11 protein-coding genes are annotated in these 20,581 nt (G+C 43.3%); 1 reads left to right on the top strand and 10 read right to left on the bottom strand.

Annotated features, from left to right (window positions below):
- Window positions 1-399: 399 nt before the first annotated feature.
- The 7 genes from AC1DQW_RS17585 to AC1DQW_RS17555 all read right to left on the bottom strand — a co-directional run bounded on the left by AC1DQW_RS17585 (window position 400) and on the right by AC1DQW_RS17555 (window position 15,885).
- Complete coding sequence (locus AC1DQW_RS17585) at window positions 400-882, bottom strand: hypothetical protein (protein ID WP_477455281.1); 483 nt, start codon at window positions 880-882, stop codon at window positions 400-402.
- A 325-nt stretch (window positions 883-1,207) separates the two neighbouring features.
- Window positions 1,208-3,313: a discoidin domain-containing protein gene (locus AC1DQW_RS17580; RefSeq protein ID WP_477455280.1), complete on the bottom strand. Its 2,106-nt coding sequence runs from the start codon at window positions 3,311-3,313 to the stop codon at window positions 1,208-1,210.
- Between the two features lie 28 nt (window positions 3,314-3,341).
- The gene (locus tag AC1DQW_RS17575; RefSeq protein WP_477455279.1) at window positions 3,342-5,633 is read right to left on the bottom strand and encodes a GH92 family glycosyl hydrolase; all 2,292 of its coding nucleotides are present in this window, start codon (window positions 5,631-5,633) and stop codon (window positions 3,342-3,344) included.
- 19 nt (window positions 5,634-5,652) lie between these two features.
- Window positions 5,653-8,841 carry a beta-galactosidase, LacZ type gene (gene lacZ / locus AC1DQW_RS17570; RefSeq protein WP_477455278.1) on the bottom strand — a complete coding sequence of 1,063 codons (3,189 nt, stop codon included), beginning with the start codon at window positions 8,839-8,841 and terminating at the stop codon, window positions 5,653-5,655.
- A 494-nt stretch (window positions 8,842-9,335) separates the two neighbouring features.
- On the bottom strand, window positions 9,336-10,988 hold the full coding sequence (locus tag AC1DQW_RS17565) for a RagB/SusD family nutrient uptake outer membrane protein (RefSeq protein ID WP_477455277.1): 1,653 nt from the start codon (window positions 10,986-10,988) through the stop codon (window positions 9,336-9,338).
- A 23-nt stretch (window positions 10,989-11,011) separates the two neighbouring features.
- A complete protein-coding gene (locus AC1DQW_RS17560; protein WP_477455276.1) occupies window positions 11,012-14,494 on the bottom strand; it encodes a TonB-dependent receptor in 3,483 nt (1,160 codons plus the stop codon).
- A gap of 230 nt (window positions 14,495-14,724) precedes the next feature.
- The gene (locus AC1DQW_RS17555) at window positions 14,725-15,885 is read right to left on the bottom strand and encodes a FecR family protein (protein WP_477455275.1); all 1,161 of its coding nucleotides are present in this window, start codon (window positions 15,883-15,885) and stop codon (window positions 14,725-14,727) included.
- A gap of 182 nt (window positions 15,886-16,067) precedes the next feature.
- Here AC1DQW_RS17555 and AC1DQW_RS17550 point away from each other — a divergent pair, with 182 nt between their 5' ends.
- Window positions 16,068-16,658: an RNA polymerase sigma-70 factor gene (locus AC1DQW_RS17550; protein WP_477455274.1), complete on the top strand. Its 591-nt coding sequence runs from the start codon at window positions 16,068-16,070 to the stop codon at window positions 16,656-16,658.
- Window positions 16,659-16,697: 39 nt separating this feature from the next.
- Here AC1DQW_RS17550 and AC1DQW_RS17545 read toward each other — a convergent pair whose 3' ends face one another.
- From AC1DQW_RS17545 to AC1DQW_RS17535, 3 genes are read right to left on the bottom strand one after another with little or no spacing between them, the layout of a single operon-like run.
- Window positions 16,698-17,876: a formylglycine-generating enzyme family protein gene (locus AC1DQW_RS17545; protein WP_477455273.1), complete on the bottom strand. Its 1,179-nt coding sequence runs from the start codon at window positions 17,874-17,876 to the stop codon at window positions 16,698-16,700.
- Between the two features lie 46 nt (window positions 17,877-17,922).
- A complete protein-coding gene (locus tag AC1DQW_RS17540; protein WP_477455272.1) occupies window positions 17,923-19,548 on the bottom strand; it encodes an arylsulfatase in 1,626 nt (541 codons plus the stop codon).
- Window positions 19,549-20,505 carry a sulfatase-like hydrolase/transferase gene (locus AC1DQW_RS17535; protein WP_477455271.1) on the bottom strand — a complete coding sequence of 319 codons (957 nt, stop codon included), beginning with the start codon at window positions 20,503-20,505 and terminating at the stop codon, window positions 19,549-19,551.
- Between the last annotated feature and the right edge of the window lie 76 nt (window positions 20,506-20,581).

The following is a 20,581-nucleotide window of genomic DNA, read 5'->3' as shown; positions in this document are numbered from 1 at the left end:
GCCAATAACCTTTGATGGTACAAAGAAAGTATTATAGCTGGGCCTTGGGCAATCATAAAAGGCAGGGAACTAATACGAGTTTAAGTCCTTTAGACTAGCAATGACAAAAGTTCACCCTGCCTTTTACAATAACGTTTTCCACAAAGTTTTTAGTTCTTAACACCCCCCTGCACCCCCCATTCTAACAACAGCAATCTTTATTGTTTTTTCTTTTGTTAGACCAAAGGCAATGACATGGTGTTGTTGGGTTCTAAAACCAACGCGTCATTACTGTTTTTTCCAGTATTTTTCTGGTGGATACTCTCAATGACGATGAGATAAACTCCGGTTTTATGCGGATATTAAAAGTCCATAAAAAAGGCCACCCTTAGGCAGCCTTCAAAATATTAGTGAATATTGCTACATCCCCCCTTCGCCCGAGTATTGCAGCATCAAGTCAATTTTACCATCCTTATTAAATCCCCATACTTCATGCGTACGCGATTTAACTTGCTTCCCATCTTTATCAGTAAATTCTTCTGTTCCCCAAATACAAACCACATTTCCGTTCTTGTCTGTACTTTTTAGGCTCACCCAGGCATCTAAGGTAACCTTATAATTCTTTATTGAATTTCTGTATGCCTTTACGCTGGCAAGGTTTTCTGCTTTTCCTTTTATCATTTTCCCGGTTGACATCATCATATTTACCGTGTCGGCAAACCATTCGAGGTGCTTATCCAGGGCGTTATTTTCAAAATCTTTCCAAAGCGTCAGGATCTTCTCTGAATAAGCCTGGTCTGCTATTGCAAAACTTGACGAATAACTGGCGGTATAACCGCTGTGTGCCTGGCTCATTGCCGCAAATGGCATTGCCAGTAAAAAGAATACAATAAACTTTTTCATGATTTGAATATTTAGTGTTTGTAACTGGTTAGTTACATTAAAGCTATGACTTAAATATCTAATAATCAAAAATTTATAATAATTATTTAGATAAATATTTCGAGTTTTTGACAGGATAATTTCGTGCAAGCTTAAATACAGAAACCTTACTGTTTAACTAAAAGGCAACAGCCGGATACAAAAAATGGGACAAAAATCATTTAAATGACCTTGTCCCATTTGGGGTGAGTAACAGGTTATGTATATAAGCTGTTTAAGAAGGAATAACCTGCCTTTTGCGGATTTTCGTTATACTTTAATTATGAACAGATAACGGACTCGTTTTTTATTTTATAATAATCCCTAATTCGGCAACCGAAACCCCTTTTCCATGATTGGTATGTAATGCCGTAAATTTGAAATAACGGGCCTTTACCGGCTCTTTAAGTATTATCAATTGCTGAACGGGGTTAGCTTCCATATTTGAAAATACGCCGTCGCGGGCTATTCTCCAATCCTTGCCATTATCACTAATATAAAAGGCATACCCATCAATAATCCCCTCTACTTTTTGATCCTGCCTTGGCAAATAGGTAAAGGCATTTATTTGTTGCACTTTACCCATATCCACCGCAACCTCCTGCGGGAAAGGCAAACCGGCGTTTAGCGTGTTCCAGTTTGTACCCTCCTCCTCGTCAATTGCGTATTCGGCATTGGTACCGGCTGGAGCCTGTATAACATTCCAGCCCTTTTTACTTGCGCCAAATATCTGCGTACTGATATCGCCTGCAAGTTTTCCGCTGTTAAAGCACCTGGCCTTAACCGTACCGCCATTGGGCAGTGCAAATGGCTGGCTATAAAGCGGTGAACTTAAAACCGGATCGGTTCCGTTCAGGGTATAACGTATAGCCAATTTGCTGTCCCCGGATTTAATTTGAACCGTGCCCGATTTTTCCCTGCTGATCGCCGGGGCTTTTAAATGAACCGGCTCTTTAAACAAACCAAAATCGCTTAAGGCAATACAAACCGGAGAACCGGTGATGCGCAGTCGCACTTTACTTGCTGTGATATTGTTGGGCAGCCTGATGAGCCTGTTGGCGCCTATACTGGTAGCTGTTGCAATTTCTTTCCACTCCCTGCTTAGCATAGCATCCACCGCTACAGATTCAATGCGCTGGCCCAGTTTTATATTCTCGCGCAAACGGATCACATTAAATGTTTTTACGCCGCTTAAATCCAGGGTAAGTTCGGGTTGTGTTATTTTATCGTCGGTAGCCCAATAGGTATACCTGTCATTATCCAGCAAAAATTGAGGCCCAAATTTGGCGTTGTTGTTTCCACGTACATTGCTTGCTTTTAGTTTGGCGCCCTTTGCAAGGTTAACGGCAAATGTTTGTTTTACAAGATCGCCGAAACCTTTTAATGAGTTTACATCTGCCTGGTCAAGCAGTCCTTTTTGATTAGGGGAAAGACCAAGGTCAAGATCGGCGCCACGGCCTACGCTTTCGTAATACAGGTCAAGCAACTCTGATGGAGTTTTTACCTGCGGATTTTGTGAAGCATGATAAAACCAGCCCGGCCTTAAGGGTACATCACACTCTGCCGGCATCCAGTATTTACTATTACGCGTACCCTCGGTGGCTTCTTCGGATATAACATACCCGTTTGCTGGTTTTTTACCTTCATCCGGCGCATGCGGTGTGTAGGTTGCCCAGCACGTTTCGCCCGCGTGACCAAACTCATTACCTACCCAGCGGGCATCGGGCCCAACATCTCCAAAAATAAACGCGCCCGGCTGCATTTTACGGGTAATAGCCCAGGTATTTTCCCAGTCATAATAAGTGGTGCGGTCAATACTCCGGGTTCCTTTTGCCCCGCCGTAATAACCATCGCCGCCGTTTGCGCCATCATGCCACGAAGCAAATAATGGCCCGTAATTGCTATAAAGCTCCTTTAACTGTGCGCGATAAATTTGCAGGTACTCCGGTTTGCCATAATGAGGATTATTCCTGTCCCAGGGAGAGCAATAAACACCTAACTTCATACCCAACTGACTGCAGGCTATTTGATATTCTTTCAAAATATCGCCCTTCCCCCCTTTCCAGTTACTTTGCGAAATGTTATGGCTGGTTGTTTTGGTGGGCCAAAGGCATAAACCATCGTGGTGTTTGGCTACTATAATTATCCCCTTAAAACCACCGGCTTTGGCAGCCCCAACAATTTGTTTGGCGTTAAACTGCGTTGGATTGATCAATTTTGGATCTTCATCCCCATATCCCCACTCATGATCCAAATAGGTATTGGCGCCAAAATGTATCAGGCAGTACATCTCCATTTCATGCCATTTTAGTTGTCTTGCAGCTGGCAGTGCGCCGTAAGGTTTTGGCGCCTGCTGCCCAAATGTAGCGGCCGATACAGCCAGTAAACACAAGAGTGCCAATATTCTTTTCATGGTCATATTTTTATTTTAGGATGTTGGTTTATTTTTCATTGCTTAAAGAATACGGAAAATCAGCTTCTTTAATACCTCTTTGTTTATTAGGAACAGCCGACATATTAAAATCAATAACCGCGCCTTGTAACAACGCCTTATGGCTTAACCAGTTTTTATCATACATATTTCCGTTGAACTTTAAGCTGTTTACATATTTTTGCTGTTCGCTGTTCCCAGGGGCGTTAATAGTTACCACTTTTCCATTCTCCAGGTTTAAGGTAACCTTTTTAAATAACGGGGCACCCAATACATACTGATCGCTTGCCGGGCATACCGGGTAAAAACCCATAGCCGAAAATACATACCAGGCAGATGTTTGCCCATTGTCTTCATCACCACAATAACCATCGGGTGTAGCTTTGTATAGTTTGTTCATTACATCGCGTACATGGTATTGGGTTTTCCAGGGTTCGCCTGCATAATTGTACAGGTAAGTCATGTGCTGTATGGGTTGATTGCCATGCGCATACTGCCCCATGCCTGCTATCTGCATTTCGCGGATCTCGTGGATGGTTTGGCCATAATAGCTGTTATCAAAAATTGGCGGCAGGGTAAATACAGAATCAAGTTTAGTGGTAAATTGTTTTTTGCCGCCCATCAGGTTGATGAGCCCCTGGATATCATGCAGCGATGCCCAGCTGTAGTGCCAGCTATTACCTTCGGTAAAGGCGCCGCCCCATTTAAAGGAATTAAAGGGTGATTGGAACGAACCATCCTTATTCTTGCCGCGCATTAAACCTACCGAGCGATCAAACAGGTTACGGTAATTTAAGCTCCGTTTTTTATAAATACCGGTTTCTGATGCCGGGCGACCGAGGGCTTTACCCAATTGATAAATGGCAAAATCGTCATAGGCATATTCAAGCGTACGGGCCGCATTTTCATTAATGTTTACGTCATAGGGCACGTAGCCCAGCTCATTATAATATTTAACTCCTTTACGGCCAATAGCTTCAAGCGGCCCTTCATTATTAGCGCCATGCAGTAATGCTGTATACAAAATGTTTATATCATAGCCGCGCAATCCTTTCAGATATGCCTCGGCGACAACCGAGGCTGAGTTATTGCCGATCATACTTTGCGCATAACCGGGGCTCGACCATTCGGGCAGCCAGCCGCCTTCTTTATAATCATTGATCAGGCCTTCCTGCATTTCTTTGTTCATGGATGGATAAACAAGGTTCAGGAAAGGATATAAAGCCCTGAAGGTATCCCAGAAACCGGTACCGGCAAACATATATCCGGGTAATATTTTGCCGTTATTAGGGCTGTAATGAATAATTTGCCCTTTGGCATCCTTCTCATACATCCTGTTGGGGAAAAACAGCATCCGGTAAAGGCAGGAATAAAAGGTGCGGGTTTGGTCAATTGTGCCACCCTCAACAGATAAACGGCTTAATGTTTTGTTCCATACCGCTTTGGCTTTTTGTTTGGTTACGTCAAAACTATCATTCCCTATTTCGCTCTTCAAATTTTGTTCTGCCTGCTCAATGCTGATAAATGATGAGGCCACCTTTAAATGCACCTGCTCGTTATTTGTTGTGCTGAAGCTGATAACAGCGCCAACATGATCGTCTTTAAGCTCAAGCACACCATCATCGGCCTTATTGTTGTGCCAGGCCGATGCTACTTTGAATGGCTTATCAATATAAATCACAAAGTAATCCTTAAAGTTAGCGGGTACGGCATCGCTGTTTTTTGTGCTATAGCCTATGATCTTTTGCTCACCGGGAATTATTTTGATATAGGAGCCTTTGTCAAAAGCATCAATTACGATATGGGCGCTATCGGTTTTAGGAAAGGTAAACCTGAAACTGGCGGCACGTTCTGTCGGCGTAATTTCGGTTGTTACATTATAATCGGCCAGGTAAACGCTGTAATAATAAGGTTTGGCAGTTTCTGCCTTATGCGAGAACCAGCTGGCGCGCGTATTTTCGTCGAGTTCTATTTTACCGGTTTCTGGTAGTATCGAAAACACCCCATAGTCGTTCATCCAGGGCGAGGGCTGATGGGTTTGCTTAAAGCCGCGGATTTTATCGGCATCATAGCGGTATTGCCAGCCATCTCCCATTTTGCCCGTTTGCGGAGTCCAGAAATTCATGCCCCATGGTAAAGCTATGGCAGGGTATGTATTCCCGTTTGATAGTTCGGGTTTTGACAGGGTGCCCATTAAGGGGTTAATATATTCCACAGGATCGGTAAGTGGACGACCGGTTTGAGCGATTGCTCCTGCTGATAGTGCAAGTAACAGCAATAACGAAAAAATATTTTTATTCATCGTGTTTGATTTTAACGTTTTATTTTATTGCCGACCTGGAATATTCATCTCCATCGCCAACAACAGGGCTGTACGGACGGATACTAAATGAAATACTGGCCGGAACAGTTGGAATATAATACTGGGGCAATGCTATAGGTCCGCAACTGGCATTACCAATCCCCAACTGTTGGTAATCAAGGCTCAATACGGTTTCTTTGCGCGGTTTTAACTGGTACAAATGATCGGCCTTTTGCAGGTCCTGATCGGTGTAATGCAGCGTGGTGAAGTTCAGTTTACCATTGGCAACTATCTCTATACCATTATTCTCTTCGTCGGTTATTTTTAGCCAGTGTACATCTTCCCGGTTAGCCATGCCCTGCGGTCGTTCATATGGTTCCAGCATTTGGTTTACCAGTTTTTGGTATTGGCCAAAGGCTGCCGATTCCTTCCGGTCCGAATAATTTTCATGAGGCCCGCGGCCATACCACTCCACATTTTCAAGTCCCTCCTTTAAAAACATCCGCAAACCTAACCGCGGAATATCCAGGTCGTTTTTACCGGGACTGAACTGAGCTTCCACATTGATAAAACCATTCCCATAAACAGTATAGCTAACGGTAGTTGTAACTTTAAAACCCGAACCTGTTACGGCATCAGTTACTGTTGTTATGGTTGCCTGTTTATTGTTGATTTTATCCAGCTTTAAACTTTTAAGCGTATACTTCAAGCTGTCGTACCCTGCTTTCATCCACTCAATGTAAGGACCACGCTCTTTGGTTCGGTCATTATCCATCCGGGCGCGGTAAAGGTTAAACATGGGGCCGTTTTGCGCATTGTTAATAATAGCCCTGTTGCCATACATTAGGGATGCAATAGTTCCGGTTGTTTTATCAAATACCACACTGAACGATTTACCCAAAATGCTCACCCGGCTATCATCCTGTTTCAAATCCATATCAGCTGCATTTGCTATATTTATTACCGGTGCGGCCAGTGTTTCAAAAGGTACAGCCATCTGTTCCCAGGCAACGGTGTGCCCTTGCTTTGCCCACAAATTATCCTCGCGCAGCTTAAATGATACCGTAAGCCAGTATTGCGCGCCGGCCAGCAGCACAGGTTTGGTGATTGGAATTTGTACAGTGGTCGTTTGCCCTCCCGGCAGGTTCAACGGAGCAATTATGCCCGACTGGATCACCTTGCCATTGGCAGCCAGCGACCAGGTAAGGTCAAATTGGTTAAGGTTAATAAAAGCATATTTATTGGTAACGCTTATTTTCCCCTGTAATATATCCCCTGCTTTTACACCAATGTACTGGTAAACTTTTTTTACTTCTTCAATTTCGGGTTTTATTTGTCGGTCCGAGGTTATCAGGCCTTTAATGCTGAATGTTCCGTCATTTGGTTTATCGCCAAAATCGCCGCCATAGGCAAAAAACGTTTTGCCGGATGTATCGCCGGGGATAACTTTGTTTACACCCTGGTCAACCCATTCCCAGATACAGCCGCCAATCAGTCGTTTATGCGATTCAATGGCATCCCAATATTCTTTCAGGTCGCCGATGGCATTACCCATCGCATGCGCATATTCGCACATAAAAAATGGTTTTGCGGAGTTTTTTTCACCCTCTTTGGTCAGGTCGGCGATAGATGGATACATGCTCGACTCTATATCAGCAATTTCGTTCTGTCCTTCATAATGGATAGGGCGCGATTGGTCAAGGTGCAGGATGGCTGCTTTACCCGACACAAAATTCTCTCCACCCCATGATTCATTCCCCATCGACCAGATGATTACCGAGGGATGGTTTTTATCCCTTTCCACCAGTCGTACCTCCCGGTCAACGTAAGCGCCTTTCCATTTGGGGTCTTTTGTTAGCTTATCTTCCATGCCATGGGTTTCCAGGTTGGCCTCATCAATTACATATAAGCCATATTCGTCGCACAACTTATACCAGGCCGGGTCATCCGGGTAGTGACAGGTGCGTACGGTGTTGATATTGTATTGCTTCATCAATTTGATGTCGGCAATCATGGTTTCAAGCGGAATGGTTTTGCCATATTTTGGATGTACTTCGTGACGGTTTACACCTTTTAGCAATATAGCTTTACCATTTACAAAAAGCCTGCTGTCTTTGATCTCTACTTTACGGAAACCAAACTCCGAGGCAGCTACTTCCTGTATATTGCCTTTTTTATCCTTCAGGGCGAATACCACCTTATAAAGGTTTGGCATTTCTGCCGACCATAAAAGCGGATGGCTGATATTACCTGCCAGCTGATAGCTTTTTTCCGAATCGGCATTAATTGACACCAGATCCTGGGTAATAAAGGCAGATCCGTTTAATAGTTTACCATCCGGCTGGTATATACTTACTTCCAGCGTACCGCCTGCAGATTTTTTAACGTCGCTATTCTTTATGGCCGCTTTAACCGAGAATTTGGCTGATGAAAAATCTGCCGATAAATCCGACTGCATAAAATAGTCCCTCAGATGCAGTTTGGGAGTGGCAAATACAAATACGCTCCTAAAAATACCGCTAAACCTGAACATATCCTGGTCTTCCAGGTAGCTGCCATCGCTGTATTTATATACTTCTACCGCTATATTATTTCTGCCTGGCTTTACATATTTGGTTATATCAAATTCGGCAGGGCTCATGCTGTTTTCACTATAACCAACTTTTTGCCCGTTCACCCAGATATAAAATGCGCTTTGAACGCCGTTAAAGTGCACAAACACCTCTTTGCCGTTCCAACCCGCGGGTATATCAAAGCTGCGCCTGTATGAGCCTACAGGGTTGGGCTCCTTGCTCACTGTCCAATCGGGTGGCGACTGGCTGATTACTTTTGGCGGTACAGGCTGAAATGGGTAAATAAAGTTGGTGTAAATTGGTGTTCCATAACCCTGCATTTCCATGTTACTGGGTACGGGGATTGTTTTCCAACTGCTGTCGTTAAAATCATTGCTGTAAAAATCCTGCGGCCTTTCTGAGGCTTGCTTTACCCAGTTAAATTTCCATAGCCCGTCGAGACTGAAATAATAAGGTGAGGTTTCGGTTACATCCTTTATGGCCTGTTGCATATTGGCATAAGGTATATAGGTTACGTGTGTAACCTCCTTATTGATACCATAAACCTGCTCGTTTTCCCAATCGGGTGTTTGGCTGTAGGCTTGATTTAAACTGATGAAAGAGAAAAAAAAGGGTACTATTTTTTTAAAATTCATTTGGTAAATAATATTGATAATTTAATTGTGATTCATGTTTTAAAGCAACTCTGACCTATTACCTATATAAAGACACAATCACTGCAGAAATTCGTAAGGCTTTTTAAATTAATTTAATTTTTTTTTAGAGGTTGTATGAAAATAAATATATAGATCGTCATTGCGAGGCACGAAGCAATCCCCGAATTACAGAGTAGCTTTGCAAATCCGATCTGCATAGTTTGGGATTGCTTCGTGCCTCGCAATGACGGCGGGATATGAGGAACGTATATCCCGCCGTCATTATAAGGCACGAAGCAAAAAGCCCCCTCTAAATCTCCCCCGCCGGTCGGCGGGGAGACTTTTTGATCTTCAAGGTTTTTTTTAAAGCCCTCCCTTCCGGGGAGGTTTGGGTTGGGCGCCGAAGCCCAGCCAACTCATTTTCAACCACAACCTTATTAAAAATAAGGCTGTGGTTAAACTGACCCTTTATGACCATGACTTTAAATCAGCCATCACCATCCGGGATTTTGTTTAAGATTAGGGTTTAGGGTTAATTCCTGTATAGGTAAGGGATTTAAGTATAACTTATCATTCCATGTACGGGTTATACCGGGGTACACCCTGATATAATTATTTGCATCAACAACAATATTGCTTACCTGGTCTGTTGGGTATTGTGCCCTTAGTGCAGGCGTAAGCTTCATACCCAGCGCTGTTTCCTGGTTATTAATCAGTGTACCGGCGTGCCACCTGTGCAGATCATCAAACCGGAAGCCCTCGGCGCCTAATTCAACGCGTCGTTCCCTCCTTATTTCATCGATCAATACAGGTAATGCCGGAAAATCCGATTTAGGGTCTTTAACAAGGCTGGCGATGATCATGTGAGGCATGCCCACTCTATCGCGCAATTTGTTAATGGTATTATCCAATACTGTTTGTGTACAAAGGCCCAGTTCTGCTTTCGCCTCTGCTTCTATCAGCAATGTTTCGGCATACCTGAAAATAAACACATCAAATGTGGATTGACTGGCATTCCAGGCAGCCAGGCTTGATGAGCGGCCTTTTATAGGCTGATACCCGGTAGACGTAACCGAAGTGCCGATACGTGGAAGTGTAATGATATCCCCATTTAAAAAATCGAAGCCCCTGGTTGCAATTTGCTGTTTATAACGCGGGTCGCGGTTGGTGGCTTCGTCATCAGGAGTATTATCGCCCTTATACAACGAACTAAGCGAGGTTGGTTTACCATCGGTACATAAAAACGAGCGGGCAAAATCCTTGGTATACCCGTCGCCGGCCTCGCCCAGCTGCCTGTCGAAATTATTGGTTAATACGGTTGTAAGGTATCGCATAGGCATAATAGCTTCCGGGTTACCTTTTAACTCGTCCTGGATAAACAGGTTATAATAATCAGTTTGCGGGTTCCCTGTACTATAAATATCAAACTGGCCCGAATCCATGAGCTGTTCTGCGGCATCGGTAGCCTGCTGCAGATAAACAGTTTCATCACCTACTCCAAAATATTTGCGGTAAGTTCCTTCCCATAAACATATCCTGGCCTTTAATGCAAGCGCCATATACTTATTCAGGCGGCCGTCCGGGGCATCTGCAGGCAGGTGGGCTACAGCAAAGTTAAGATCCTTGAGTACCGAATCCATCACCTGCTTATGCGGCATACGCGTTCCGTATAAAACACTTTTGGTGGTATCAACAATATATTTGTTGATGTAAGGCACATCGCCAAACCTTTTTACTTTGCCCCAAAAATCATTGGCCCTGAAAAACAGCGTTTCGCCTACATAAATGTTTTTGATATCATCGCTTATAGTCGCTTTTGAATAGTTGGCCAGGAAAAAATTACAGGTACGGATAAAGCCAAAATTCCATCCGCCGCCTGTTGTAGGCACTGTTGATGTGCCTGCAAGGTAGGAGTTGATAGAGGCATTTGCCTTATCGTCAGAATCGTCATCAGCATTCACAAAGTTTTGAACAGGTAACGTTGAGTAATACTGATTGCAATAGATCTGCAAATCGGTTTCGTTTTTAAAAAAGTTTTGAGGGCTGATGTCGCTCAATGGATAACGGTTAAGAAAGCCATCTTTTTTGCATGATGCCAATACAATCACAGCAAAAAATGTCATGAATATAATATGCTTATTTTTCATCTTATTTAATGATTTAAATTAGTTTATAAAGTGGCCTGCAAGCCAAACGATACCGATTTATTGATGGGATATGTGCCAAAATTGCCGCCATTGCTCACAATTTCAGGGTCGTAACCTTTAAACATGGATGTTATGGTAAAAAGGTTGGCGCCGGTAACATATACCCTCACCTTATGCAGGCTTAGTTTATTAATAAGCTGTGCCGGAAGCGAATAACCCAGGGTTATTTGTTTTATGCGGCAGTAGGCGGCATTTTGCAAATACCCGGTTTGGGTTTGCTGGTTTCCCGAACCATTAAACCTTGGGCGCGAGAAATAGGCATTGGGGTTTTGTGGTGTCCAATAGTCAGTTGCGTACGCATACGGGATATTCCACTCATTACCTTTAAATCCGTAAAAAACATAGTCGTTAGGTACAAAATTGCCTTTCAAAATACCTTGAAAAAAAGCAGCAAAATCAAAGTTTTTGTATGCCAGGTTTAAATTAACACCAAACCGATAGCGTGGGGTAGTATTTCCTATAATTTTTTGATCGCCCGGGTTTGTTACCGTATTGCTGCCGTAACTAATCTTTCCATCGTTATTCAGGTCGGCATATTTAATATCCCCGGCAAGCCAGGTATACCCTGCAAGTGCGCTGTTATCAACTTTTGCGGCATCGGCATCGGTTTTATAAAAGCCATCGCTTACAAAGCCCCATATACTGCCAAGTTTCTGGCCCGGATAATAATCGCCTATACTTAATGTTGGGTTAAGGTCGTACCTGGTTATGGTACTCCTGGAATCAGACAGGCCAAGGCTAACACTGTAAAACAGCTGCTTATCAAACATGCGGTCTTTCCAGCTCACACTCAACTCCCAGCCTTTTGTTCTCAGGTCGGCAGCATTTCTTAACGGCGCCCCTGTACCTAAAACCGCCGGCAATTGCTGCCCGGCAACCAGCATATCTTTAGTATCGGTAATAAAATAGTCAAAGCTTCCGCTTAGCTTACTGTTTAAAAAAGCATAATCTAACCCTATATTTTTGGTTCTTACTTTTTCCCAGGTAAGCGTAGTGCTTATAAGGCCGGGAGCGCTAACGGTAACACCCGGCTGGTTATTAAATAAATACCCAACCGTACCCGCGTTTTGCGTAGCTATATAAGGGTACTGTGCTGATGAGGATACACCGCCTGACGCCTGCTGGTTAGGTAACTGACCGTAGGAGGCCCTTATTTTTAATTCGTTAATGGTGTTTTTAAGTCCATCCATAAAGCTCTCTTCGGCTATGTTCCAACCTGCCGAAACTGATGGCGAGAAAGCATACCGGTGATTGGCCGGAAAACGGGATGTGCCATCGTACCTGCCGTTTACTTCTAACAGGTACTTTTTGTCGTAAATATAGTTTAACCTGAAAAACGTGCCGATCAACGCCGATTGGGTTTCTGCGCCGCCTACACTGGGTTTCGTATCGTTATTGGTACCAATTGCCGGCAAGGTTGGGTCTATCAGGTTCCTGGCAGTGGCATTGCTCAGTACATAATGAAAATACTCCTGGTTATATCCGGCAAGGGCTTTAAAATAGTTTTTTGTACCGAATGTATTTTCATACGTGGCATAAGCGTTAAAAGCATTGTAATTATCATTATGCCGGTATTCAGATACCCTTGAAGGGTTGGTATGCGGGAATAAATTTAAAAAAGCGCCGTCGACACCATATTCGTTAAAGGGGATAACCTGCTCCCTGTCAAACGCGGTATAGCTGTTCCAGGTATAATCTGTGGTAATTGTAAGGTGCTTAACCGGGTTTAATATAATGCGACCGGTTGTCCAGAAATCATTTTCGGAGTTGATATCCCTCCCATTCTGCTTTATAACCGCAACCGGGTTGGTATAGTTACCCTGGCCCGAGAAGTTTCCGTCGGGATTATAAACGGGCATTAAAGGGCGCAGGTCGTTAGGGATCCATGCGCCACCCTGGTTAGACTGGTTGGTATAGGCGCTTTGGTTATTATCAGTATGCGTCATCGACATATTGAAATTGAACGTAAGCCACTTGGTAACATCCGATACAATTTTTAAGCTTGGCGTATACCTTTTATATACCTGGTTGGCCACTTTTTCTAAGCCATCCTGCGTAAAGTACCCCATATTGGCCGAATAGGTTGTTTTTCCCTCGCCGCCGGATACCGATAAGTAATGCTGCTGCTGAGGCGCCCAACCCGGGTATAATACCTTGATCCAATCGGTATTGCCTACATAACGGTACCGCTGCGGATTTCCCGGATCGATATACGCCGAAGGGTTATGGGCAGGATCATTAAAATAAGCCATGATATTAGTGGAATCCTGGGCAGTAAAAGGATCGTTGGATGTATAGCCGCCACTTTTCGCACCCGATCTTTGGGCGGCGTTAAACATATTCAGATAATCTTTTGAATTGATATAATCAGGGATTTTGGTTGGCCTTGATGTAGTGTAGGAGCCGGAGTAAGTAATCTGCGCCGCGCCTTTTTTACCGGTTTTGGTGGTAATCAAAACTACGCCAAAAGCTGCCCTGCCCCCGTATATGGCCGCCGAAGCAGCGTCTTTCAATACCGTTACGCTTGCCACATCATTTGGGTCAACCAGGTTAGGGTCGCGCTGCACGCCATCAACCAATATAAGTGGACTGGAGCTGCCGCCGCTTATGGTTGTATATCCCCTGATGCTATAACTGGCCCCGGTGCCCGGCTGCCCGTTGTTAAGATTAACATTTAAGTTGGGGATTAATCCGTTCAAACCATCTCCAAGGTTAACTATCGGCCGGCTTTCCAGCTTATCGGCGCCAACGCTGGCAACCGCACCGGTTAAATTCACCTTTTTTTGCGTGCCATAGCCTACCACAACCACCTCAGTCAAATCCTTGGCTAAAGGCTCCAATGAAATATCTATCAACTGTTCGTCATTGATAAGCCTTTTTATCGTTTTATAACCAATAAATGAGAATACCAGGGTTTGCTTGCCATCGGCCTTAATGGTATACTTACCGTTACTGTCTGTAGATGTAGCGTTGGCAAATCCCTCAACCGCTACGGTAACGCCCGGCAAGGGTTCGCCTTTTTCATCTTTAACCGTACCGGTGATGGTGATGGGGATATAGGATAAAACGTTGTCGACAACAGCGCTTTCCTTTTCCTTAACTACTATAGTATTATTGCTGATAGTATAGGAAAGCGGCTGATCATGAAATACCTTATCGAGTATATCGCCAATGGAAGCGTTATTAACATGTATGTTAACCGGTTTGGTATCCTTCATCATACCTTCGGTATAAATAAAATTGTAGCCGGTTTGCTTCCTGATCTCTTTAAACAGCTTTTTTAAAGGCGCGTTGGTTTCAGAAAGGTTTATCCTTTGCGCGTAAGATGAGGCGCTGACGTGCACTATAGCGACTAAAAGAAGAAGTGTAGTTATTTTCACAACTAATAATAACTTTTTGGGTATGCATAGTTGGGGCATACCTATGTTAAAAGCAGATATTTTCATACTTTTGAATAGTTTGGGTTAAAACAAGATTTATTGACCAATAATTTTTTCTATACGCCAGACCGGCGGACAGATTAATGGGTTAGCTCAAATTTTTGACGTGAAGGTGGTGGTACACTTTCACGTTTTTTTTAAGTCCCGTTTTTGAGGGCTACGTTCGTAATGTTTTTTTCATATTTTTTCTCGGTTTTTTAGGTAATTATTCTGGTTATTTAATTGTTTAGTTCTATTTATTCTGATACGGTTATCTTTTTACCCTCTACTTTAAAGTGCACTTTCCGGGTAAGCTGCAGGGTGTTGAGCACTTCAGAAACATTGCTAAACCTGGAGACAGAACCGGTGAATTTGTCGGCTGGTAAAATACCACTGTACGCCACATCAACATCGTACCATCTCGAAACTATCCGCATAATCTGCTGTATATCGTTACTTTCAAACACAAACAGGCCGTTCTTCCAGGCTGTGGCTTCCTCCACATCCACATTGCTGATATTAAATGCAAGAGGATTTAAAAAAGCCTGCTGCCCCGGCTGCAATATCCGGGATTGATTTTTGGCAGCTGATGTTACTTTTACTTTCCCCTCAAGCAGGGTGGTTTTAACAGCCGGCTCATCATCATAGGTATTGATATTAAAATGCGTGCCCAATACCTCCACCGTTTGCGATTTACTATAAACTCTAAACGGTTTGGCCGCATTATGCGCAACTTCAAAATAAGCCTCGCCTGTTAACTCAACTTTACGTTCATTGCCGCTAAAGATTGTTGGATAGGTTAACGAAGACGCAGCATTAAGTAATACCCTGCTGCCATCGGGCAACACAACCCAATATTGGCCGCCGCGCGGGGTGGTCATGGTGTTGTAGGCAATTAATTTTGCCTCATCGGATGTTGATTTTTGGGAAGAATTGTAAACTATACGTCCATCGGCTGTTTTATTAATTACTACTGCGCCCTGCTGTGCAATTGTCCCGTTTTTGGCACCTGTTAAAATAACCTGTTTGCCATTGGCAAGGGTTAAAATTGCCTTGTTACCACCAGGAGCTATGTCATTTTTAAACGGGTGGGATTTATGCTGAACAAGGGATAGTTTCTCGTCGTGACGATTCGCCAGGTATAAACCGGCGCTAAATGCAACCAACAAAATGGATGCAGCTACAGACATCCATTTTATTTTAATTTTTCTTAATATATATGGATTTTTCTCTACCCGATCGCTTATTTTATTAAATATTTCCCTCTCAAAGTCTTCCCTTTTTCCAATTTTTTCATCCCAGGGAATATCTTTCAAATCAAACTCATCCAGGTAATCATCCAAAAGTTTTCGTTCCTCCGGCGTACATTTACCGGATAGGTATTTCTCATACAATTCAATGTAATCTTGCTGGTTCATGAATTCATATTAGGTTCTAAGTGTATAGGCACTTTTTTAGGGGTGTACACACATACAATCGGGGCAATAATTAAATAAAAATCATAAACAACTCATTATCAGTTATTAATATTTTAAAAAAAAGCATAAATTGTACCGGCATTATTTTAATTAAATAACATAATTTTAACCGGCCAATTATTATGTTGAATAATCACTTAACAGATGCACAGTTGTGGGAAGCCATCATTAATGATGATTTCCGTGCTTTTAATGCATTATTCAAGCGCTACTGGCAAAAATTATTCATGAATGCCTATACCAAGATAAAGGATAGAGACGCCTGCGAAGAGATTGTGCAGGATATTTTTATTTATTTGTGGAATAAGAGAAAGCAGTTAGAAATAGAGTCGTTCCCAAAGTACCTTGCTGCCTCAATCAGGTATAAGGTTTTAAATCATTTAAGGTCGGCAAAATTATCCCAATTATCTTATATAGAAAATCTTAACGATATACGTGATCATGTTTGCGCTAATGAGGGTGATGAAAATATTGAGCAAACTGAGTTAATTCAACAACTCCATGCGTATCTCGACCACCTTCCAAACCGCTGTAAGGAGATTTTTGTAATGAGCAGACTGGAACATTTATCAAACGAGGAGATTGCCACACGTTTAAACATATCTAAACGAACGGTTGAAAACCAGGTTACCAATGCTCTAAAGCTATTAAGGTTGTCTTTAAAAGATTCGGCCTTTGTTTTTCTTCTTTTGGCTATTATTTCGAGACGGTAATTTTCTGGCATCTCTGCTCCAATGCCAGGAATTATTAAATTATTTATCGGCCACACAGCGAAAACCGAGATGTTCCATACCACTATCCTCTGTACTTTTCATCCGGCGCGATACCCGGTAACCCGAGCAGTAACTGTCATTGCACAGGAATGAGCCACCCCTGATCACCCGCTTAATGGCATAAGGCTCATCCGGGTCGAAGCTTTTAGCCGGTCCCGCTGGATTTTGGATGCCATTAGACTGGCTGATAGTTTTATAATAATCATTGTTATAATAATCTGCACACCACTCCCATACATTACCGGCCATATCATATAAGCCATACCCATTTGCAGCAAAGCTTGATACCGGCGCCAACCCATAAAATTTATCTTTCACTGTATTTTTATCGGGGAAGTGGCCCTGCCAGGTATTGGCTTTGACCTTACCCTGGTCAACAGGCTCGTTACCCCATGGATAAACATTACGCTGCAATCCACCGCGGGCAGCCCACTCCCACTCCGCTTCGGTGGGTAAACGTTTACCTGCCCATTTACAATAAGCAACGGCATCGTACCAGGAAATATGCGCAACAGGGTAATTCTCTTTTCCTTTAATACTGCTGCCAGGGCCATGCGGGTGTTTCCAATCGGCGCCTTGTTTCCAGGTCCACCACTGGCTGTAATCATTCAGATTAACAGGATGCGTTGGCGCACTAAAAACCAGCGATGCCGGCACCAGCAGGCTATCGTCGGGCTTTTCGGTTCCGGGAGGCAATTGTTTTTTTAGTTCATTCCAATCGGGTTTCTTCTCGGCGGTGGTCACATAATGGGTGGCCTTTACAAACCTGTTAAATTCGGCATTGGTTACTTCGGTAGCATCAATCCAAAAACCATTAACCGTTACCTTATGCTTCGGATATTCATCGGGGGAGGCCTGTTTATTATCAGCCCCCATCAGGAAGGTACCTTTCTTTATAAAAACCATACCCTCATGCCCTTTGCTTGCTCCCGGTTTCTCCAATAACACTGCCTGGCGGTTGGCTAATGATGGAAAACGAGCCGGGATGTTCGATTCACAGCAAATAGCTTTTTTTGCCGGCAATGCAGGTTTTACGATAATGCCCGCAGCTGCTGGTTTGGGTTTACATGATGAAAAAGACAAGGCCACGCCTATCATTGCAACGCCACAACCTATGCCCAATAATTGCTTACTTCTGCTTATAAATAATTCCTTCATCACCGGCTAAATGTTTTGTTTTTAATATTATATCTTACTTATATTCTTAATTCGCTTTAATATCAAGTATAGCTTTAGGTTTTATTAAATTGAAATCTAAAACTACATTGTTTGCGTTTACCCATCGCAGGTATTCCAATGAAAGCTTTTTTACAACATCAGGATTTTTTGCTGCCAGGTTGTTGGTCTCCCCTCGATCGCTTTCTATATCATACAGTTCCCATTGATTTACAGGGAATACCGATACCAGTTTCCATTTACCTTCGCGGATGGCCCTGTTGCCCCATAATTCCCAAAACAGCGGTTTATCGCGGTTAAGGTCCTCGCCCTTAAAGAACAGCCCCGTAAGGCTTTTGCCAATTAATGGATTGGTTTTAGTTCCGTTGAAAGCTGCAGGGTATTTAGCGCCCGCCACATCGTAAAATGTAGGTGCCAGATCTACCAGGTGTGCAGTTCCCCTTGCAATGGTATTGGCTTTTATCTTACCGGGGAACCAGGCGATCAATGGTGAGCTCATACCGCCTTCATATAATGCCCCTTTAAAAGAACGCAGCGGCGAATTGGAAACAAACGACCAATTTTTTCCCTGGGCTTCAAATGAGCCAGCGGTGCCTACAGGCCCCAAATTGCGCGCGGCGTGTACTTTACCATGAGCTACATCTTCAGCAGGCGCCCCGTTATCCGATATGAACACGATCAAAGTATTATCATCCTTTTTTAGCTGCTTTAGTTTATCAAGCACCTTGCCTACGTTCTGGTCCATACGGTCAACCATGGCCGCGTAAACTTCCATCTTAGCCTTCCATAGTTGCTGCTCATCATAGGTGAGGTTATCCCAGTTGGGCACTTCCGCATCTCTCAATGCCACAGGTTGATTAGGGTCACGTAAACCTAATTGTACCTGGCGGGCCAGGCGTTCTTTGCGTAACGAATCCCACCCGATGTTGTACCGGCCCTTGTATTTGGCAATATCCTGAGGCAATGCCTGTAGTGGCCAATGAGGCGCGTTGAAGGTTAGGTATAAAAAGAAGGGCTTATTGGTTTTGCTTTGGTCATCCAAAAATTTGGTGGCATGGTCGCCTATCTCATCCGTCATATAATAACTGTCATCCGGCTTGTGCCAGCGCTTGTTATCTTCTTCAATGACCACAGGATACTTATTACCCACCAATGGCATATAACCTGTATTAAAATAATTTGCCGCGCCACCGATGATTCCGAAGAAATGATCAAAACCCCGCTGGTTTGGCCAACTGGTACTATCATTACCTACATGCCACTTGCCCGACATTAAGGTACTGTAGCCATTTTGCTTTAAAACTTCGGCCAAGGTTAGCGATTCCTTATTCAAATAACCCTGGTATGCTGGTAAACCCAGGTTTTGATCAAAATAACCTATACCCGCCTTATGCTGATCCTGGCCCGTTAAAATGGATGCCCGGGTTGGCGCGCAGATGGCATTGTTGTAAAACTCTTTTAAGCGCAGGCCCTGTGAGGCCAGTATATCCAGGTTGGGCGTATGAATCTCGGAGCCATACGAGCCGAGGTCTGAATAGCCCATATCATCCACTACAATGAGAATAATATTAGGTTTTTTACTTTGGGCCCGAACCTGTTGTAAACCGGTGCCTGCTATTAAAAGCGCGGCGCAGGCAATACTTAATTTTTTCATTTATTTTTTCGATTTGGGTGATGGCGTATCTATCATTGATTTTTGATTTGATTGTGCAACACTCGCTTTTTTGTGGATCCTTAACTTAAACACATCATCCCAATCTATAAAAGGATATATGTTATTAGTTTTGGCCTGTTCATCAAACAAAGCCTGCAGTTCTTTTAATTTTTCGGGATATTTTGCGGCAAGATCTGTCCTTTCATTAAAATCTTTATCCAAATTATAAAGCTCCCATTTATCCTTATTATAATCTCTTACCGTATCAGCACTGTTGCGGGAGGTATTAAAAAACGAGGTATTGTGATAAGCCTCTGCTTTCCATCCATCTTTATAAATGGGGCGTGAGCCAAATATGTAATAATACTGCAGGTTATGCCTTGAAGGAGCTTTAACATTATCAAATGAATAAACCAACGATGTTCCCTGTAAGGTGTCCTGTTTTATGCCTTTAATATATTCTGGCAGTTTAATACCTAAAAATTCAACAGTAGTAGGCAGCAGATCGCTCACATGACTGTATTGCGTTCTGATACCGCCTTTATCCTTTATTCCCTTTGGGTAAAAAACAATCAATGGGTTGCGCGTGCCGCCTTCTGAATTGGCATCCTGTTTCCAGTACTTAAATGGCGTATTTGCAGCCTGCGCCCAACCCAGCGGGTAGTTTACCTCGGTACCTTTTGGAGTACCAATATCGTCTATTTTGCTGAGATTATATTTAATAGTTTCCTCTTCCGAACGACCATTGGTAAGTATAGAACGATCGATATCGCCATTCTGAGATCCTTCTTTGCTCGCACCATTGTCGCCAATTACTACAAATATAAGGGTGTTATCCAGTTGGTTGCTTTGCTTAAGATAGCTTATCAAACGCTCTGTTTCATGATCGGTATAGGTAAGGTAACCGGCGTACACCTCCATAAAGCGGGCATATAATTTTTTTTCGTCTGCCGACAATGTGTTCCAGGCTTTTATACCGGCATTTCGCGACGACAGTTTTTAAGCTGTGCTGGAATAGCCGGGGAGAATGTAT

Source organism: Mucilaginibacter sp. P5_A4 (assembly GCF_056400605.1).
Note: the sequence above shows the minus strand (reverse complement) of the source record. Positions and strands in the feature narration are given on the sequence as shown.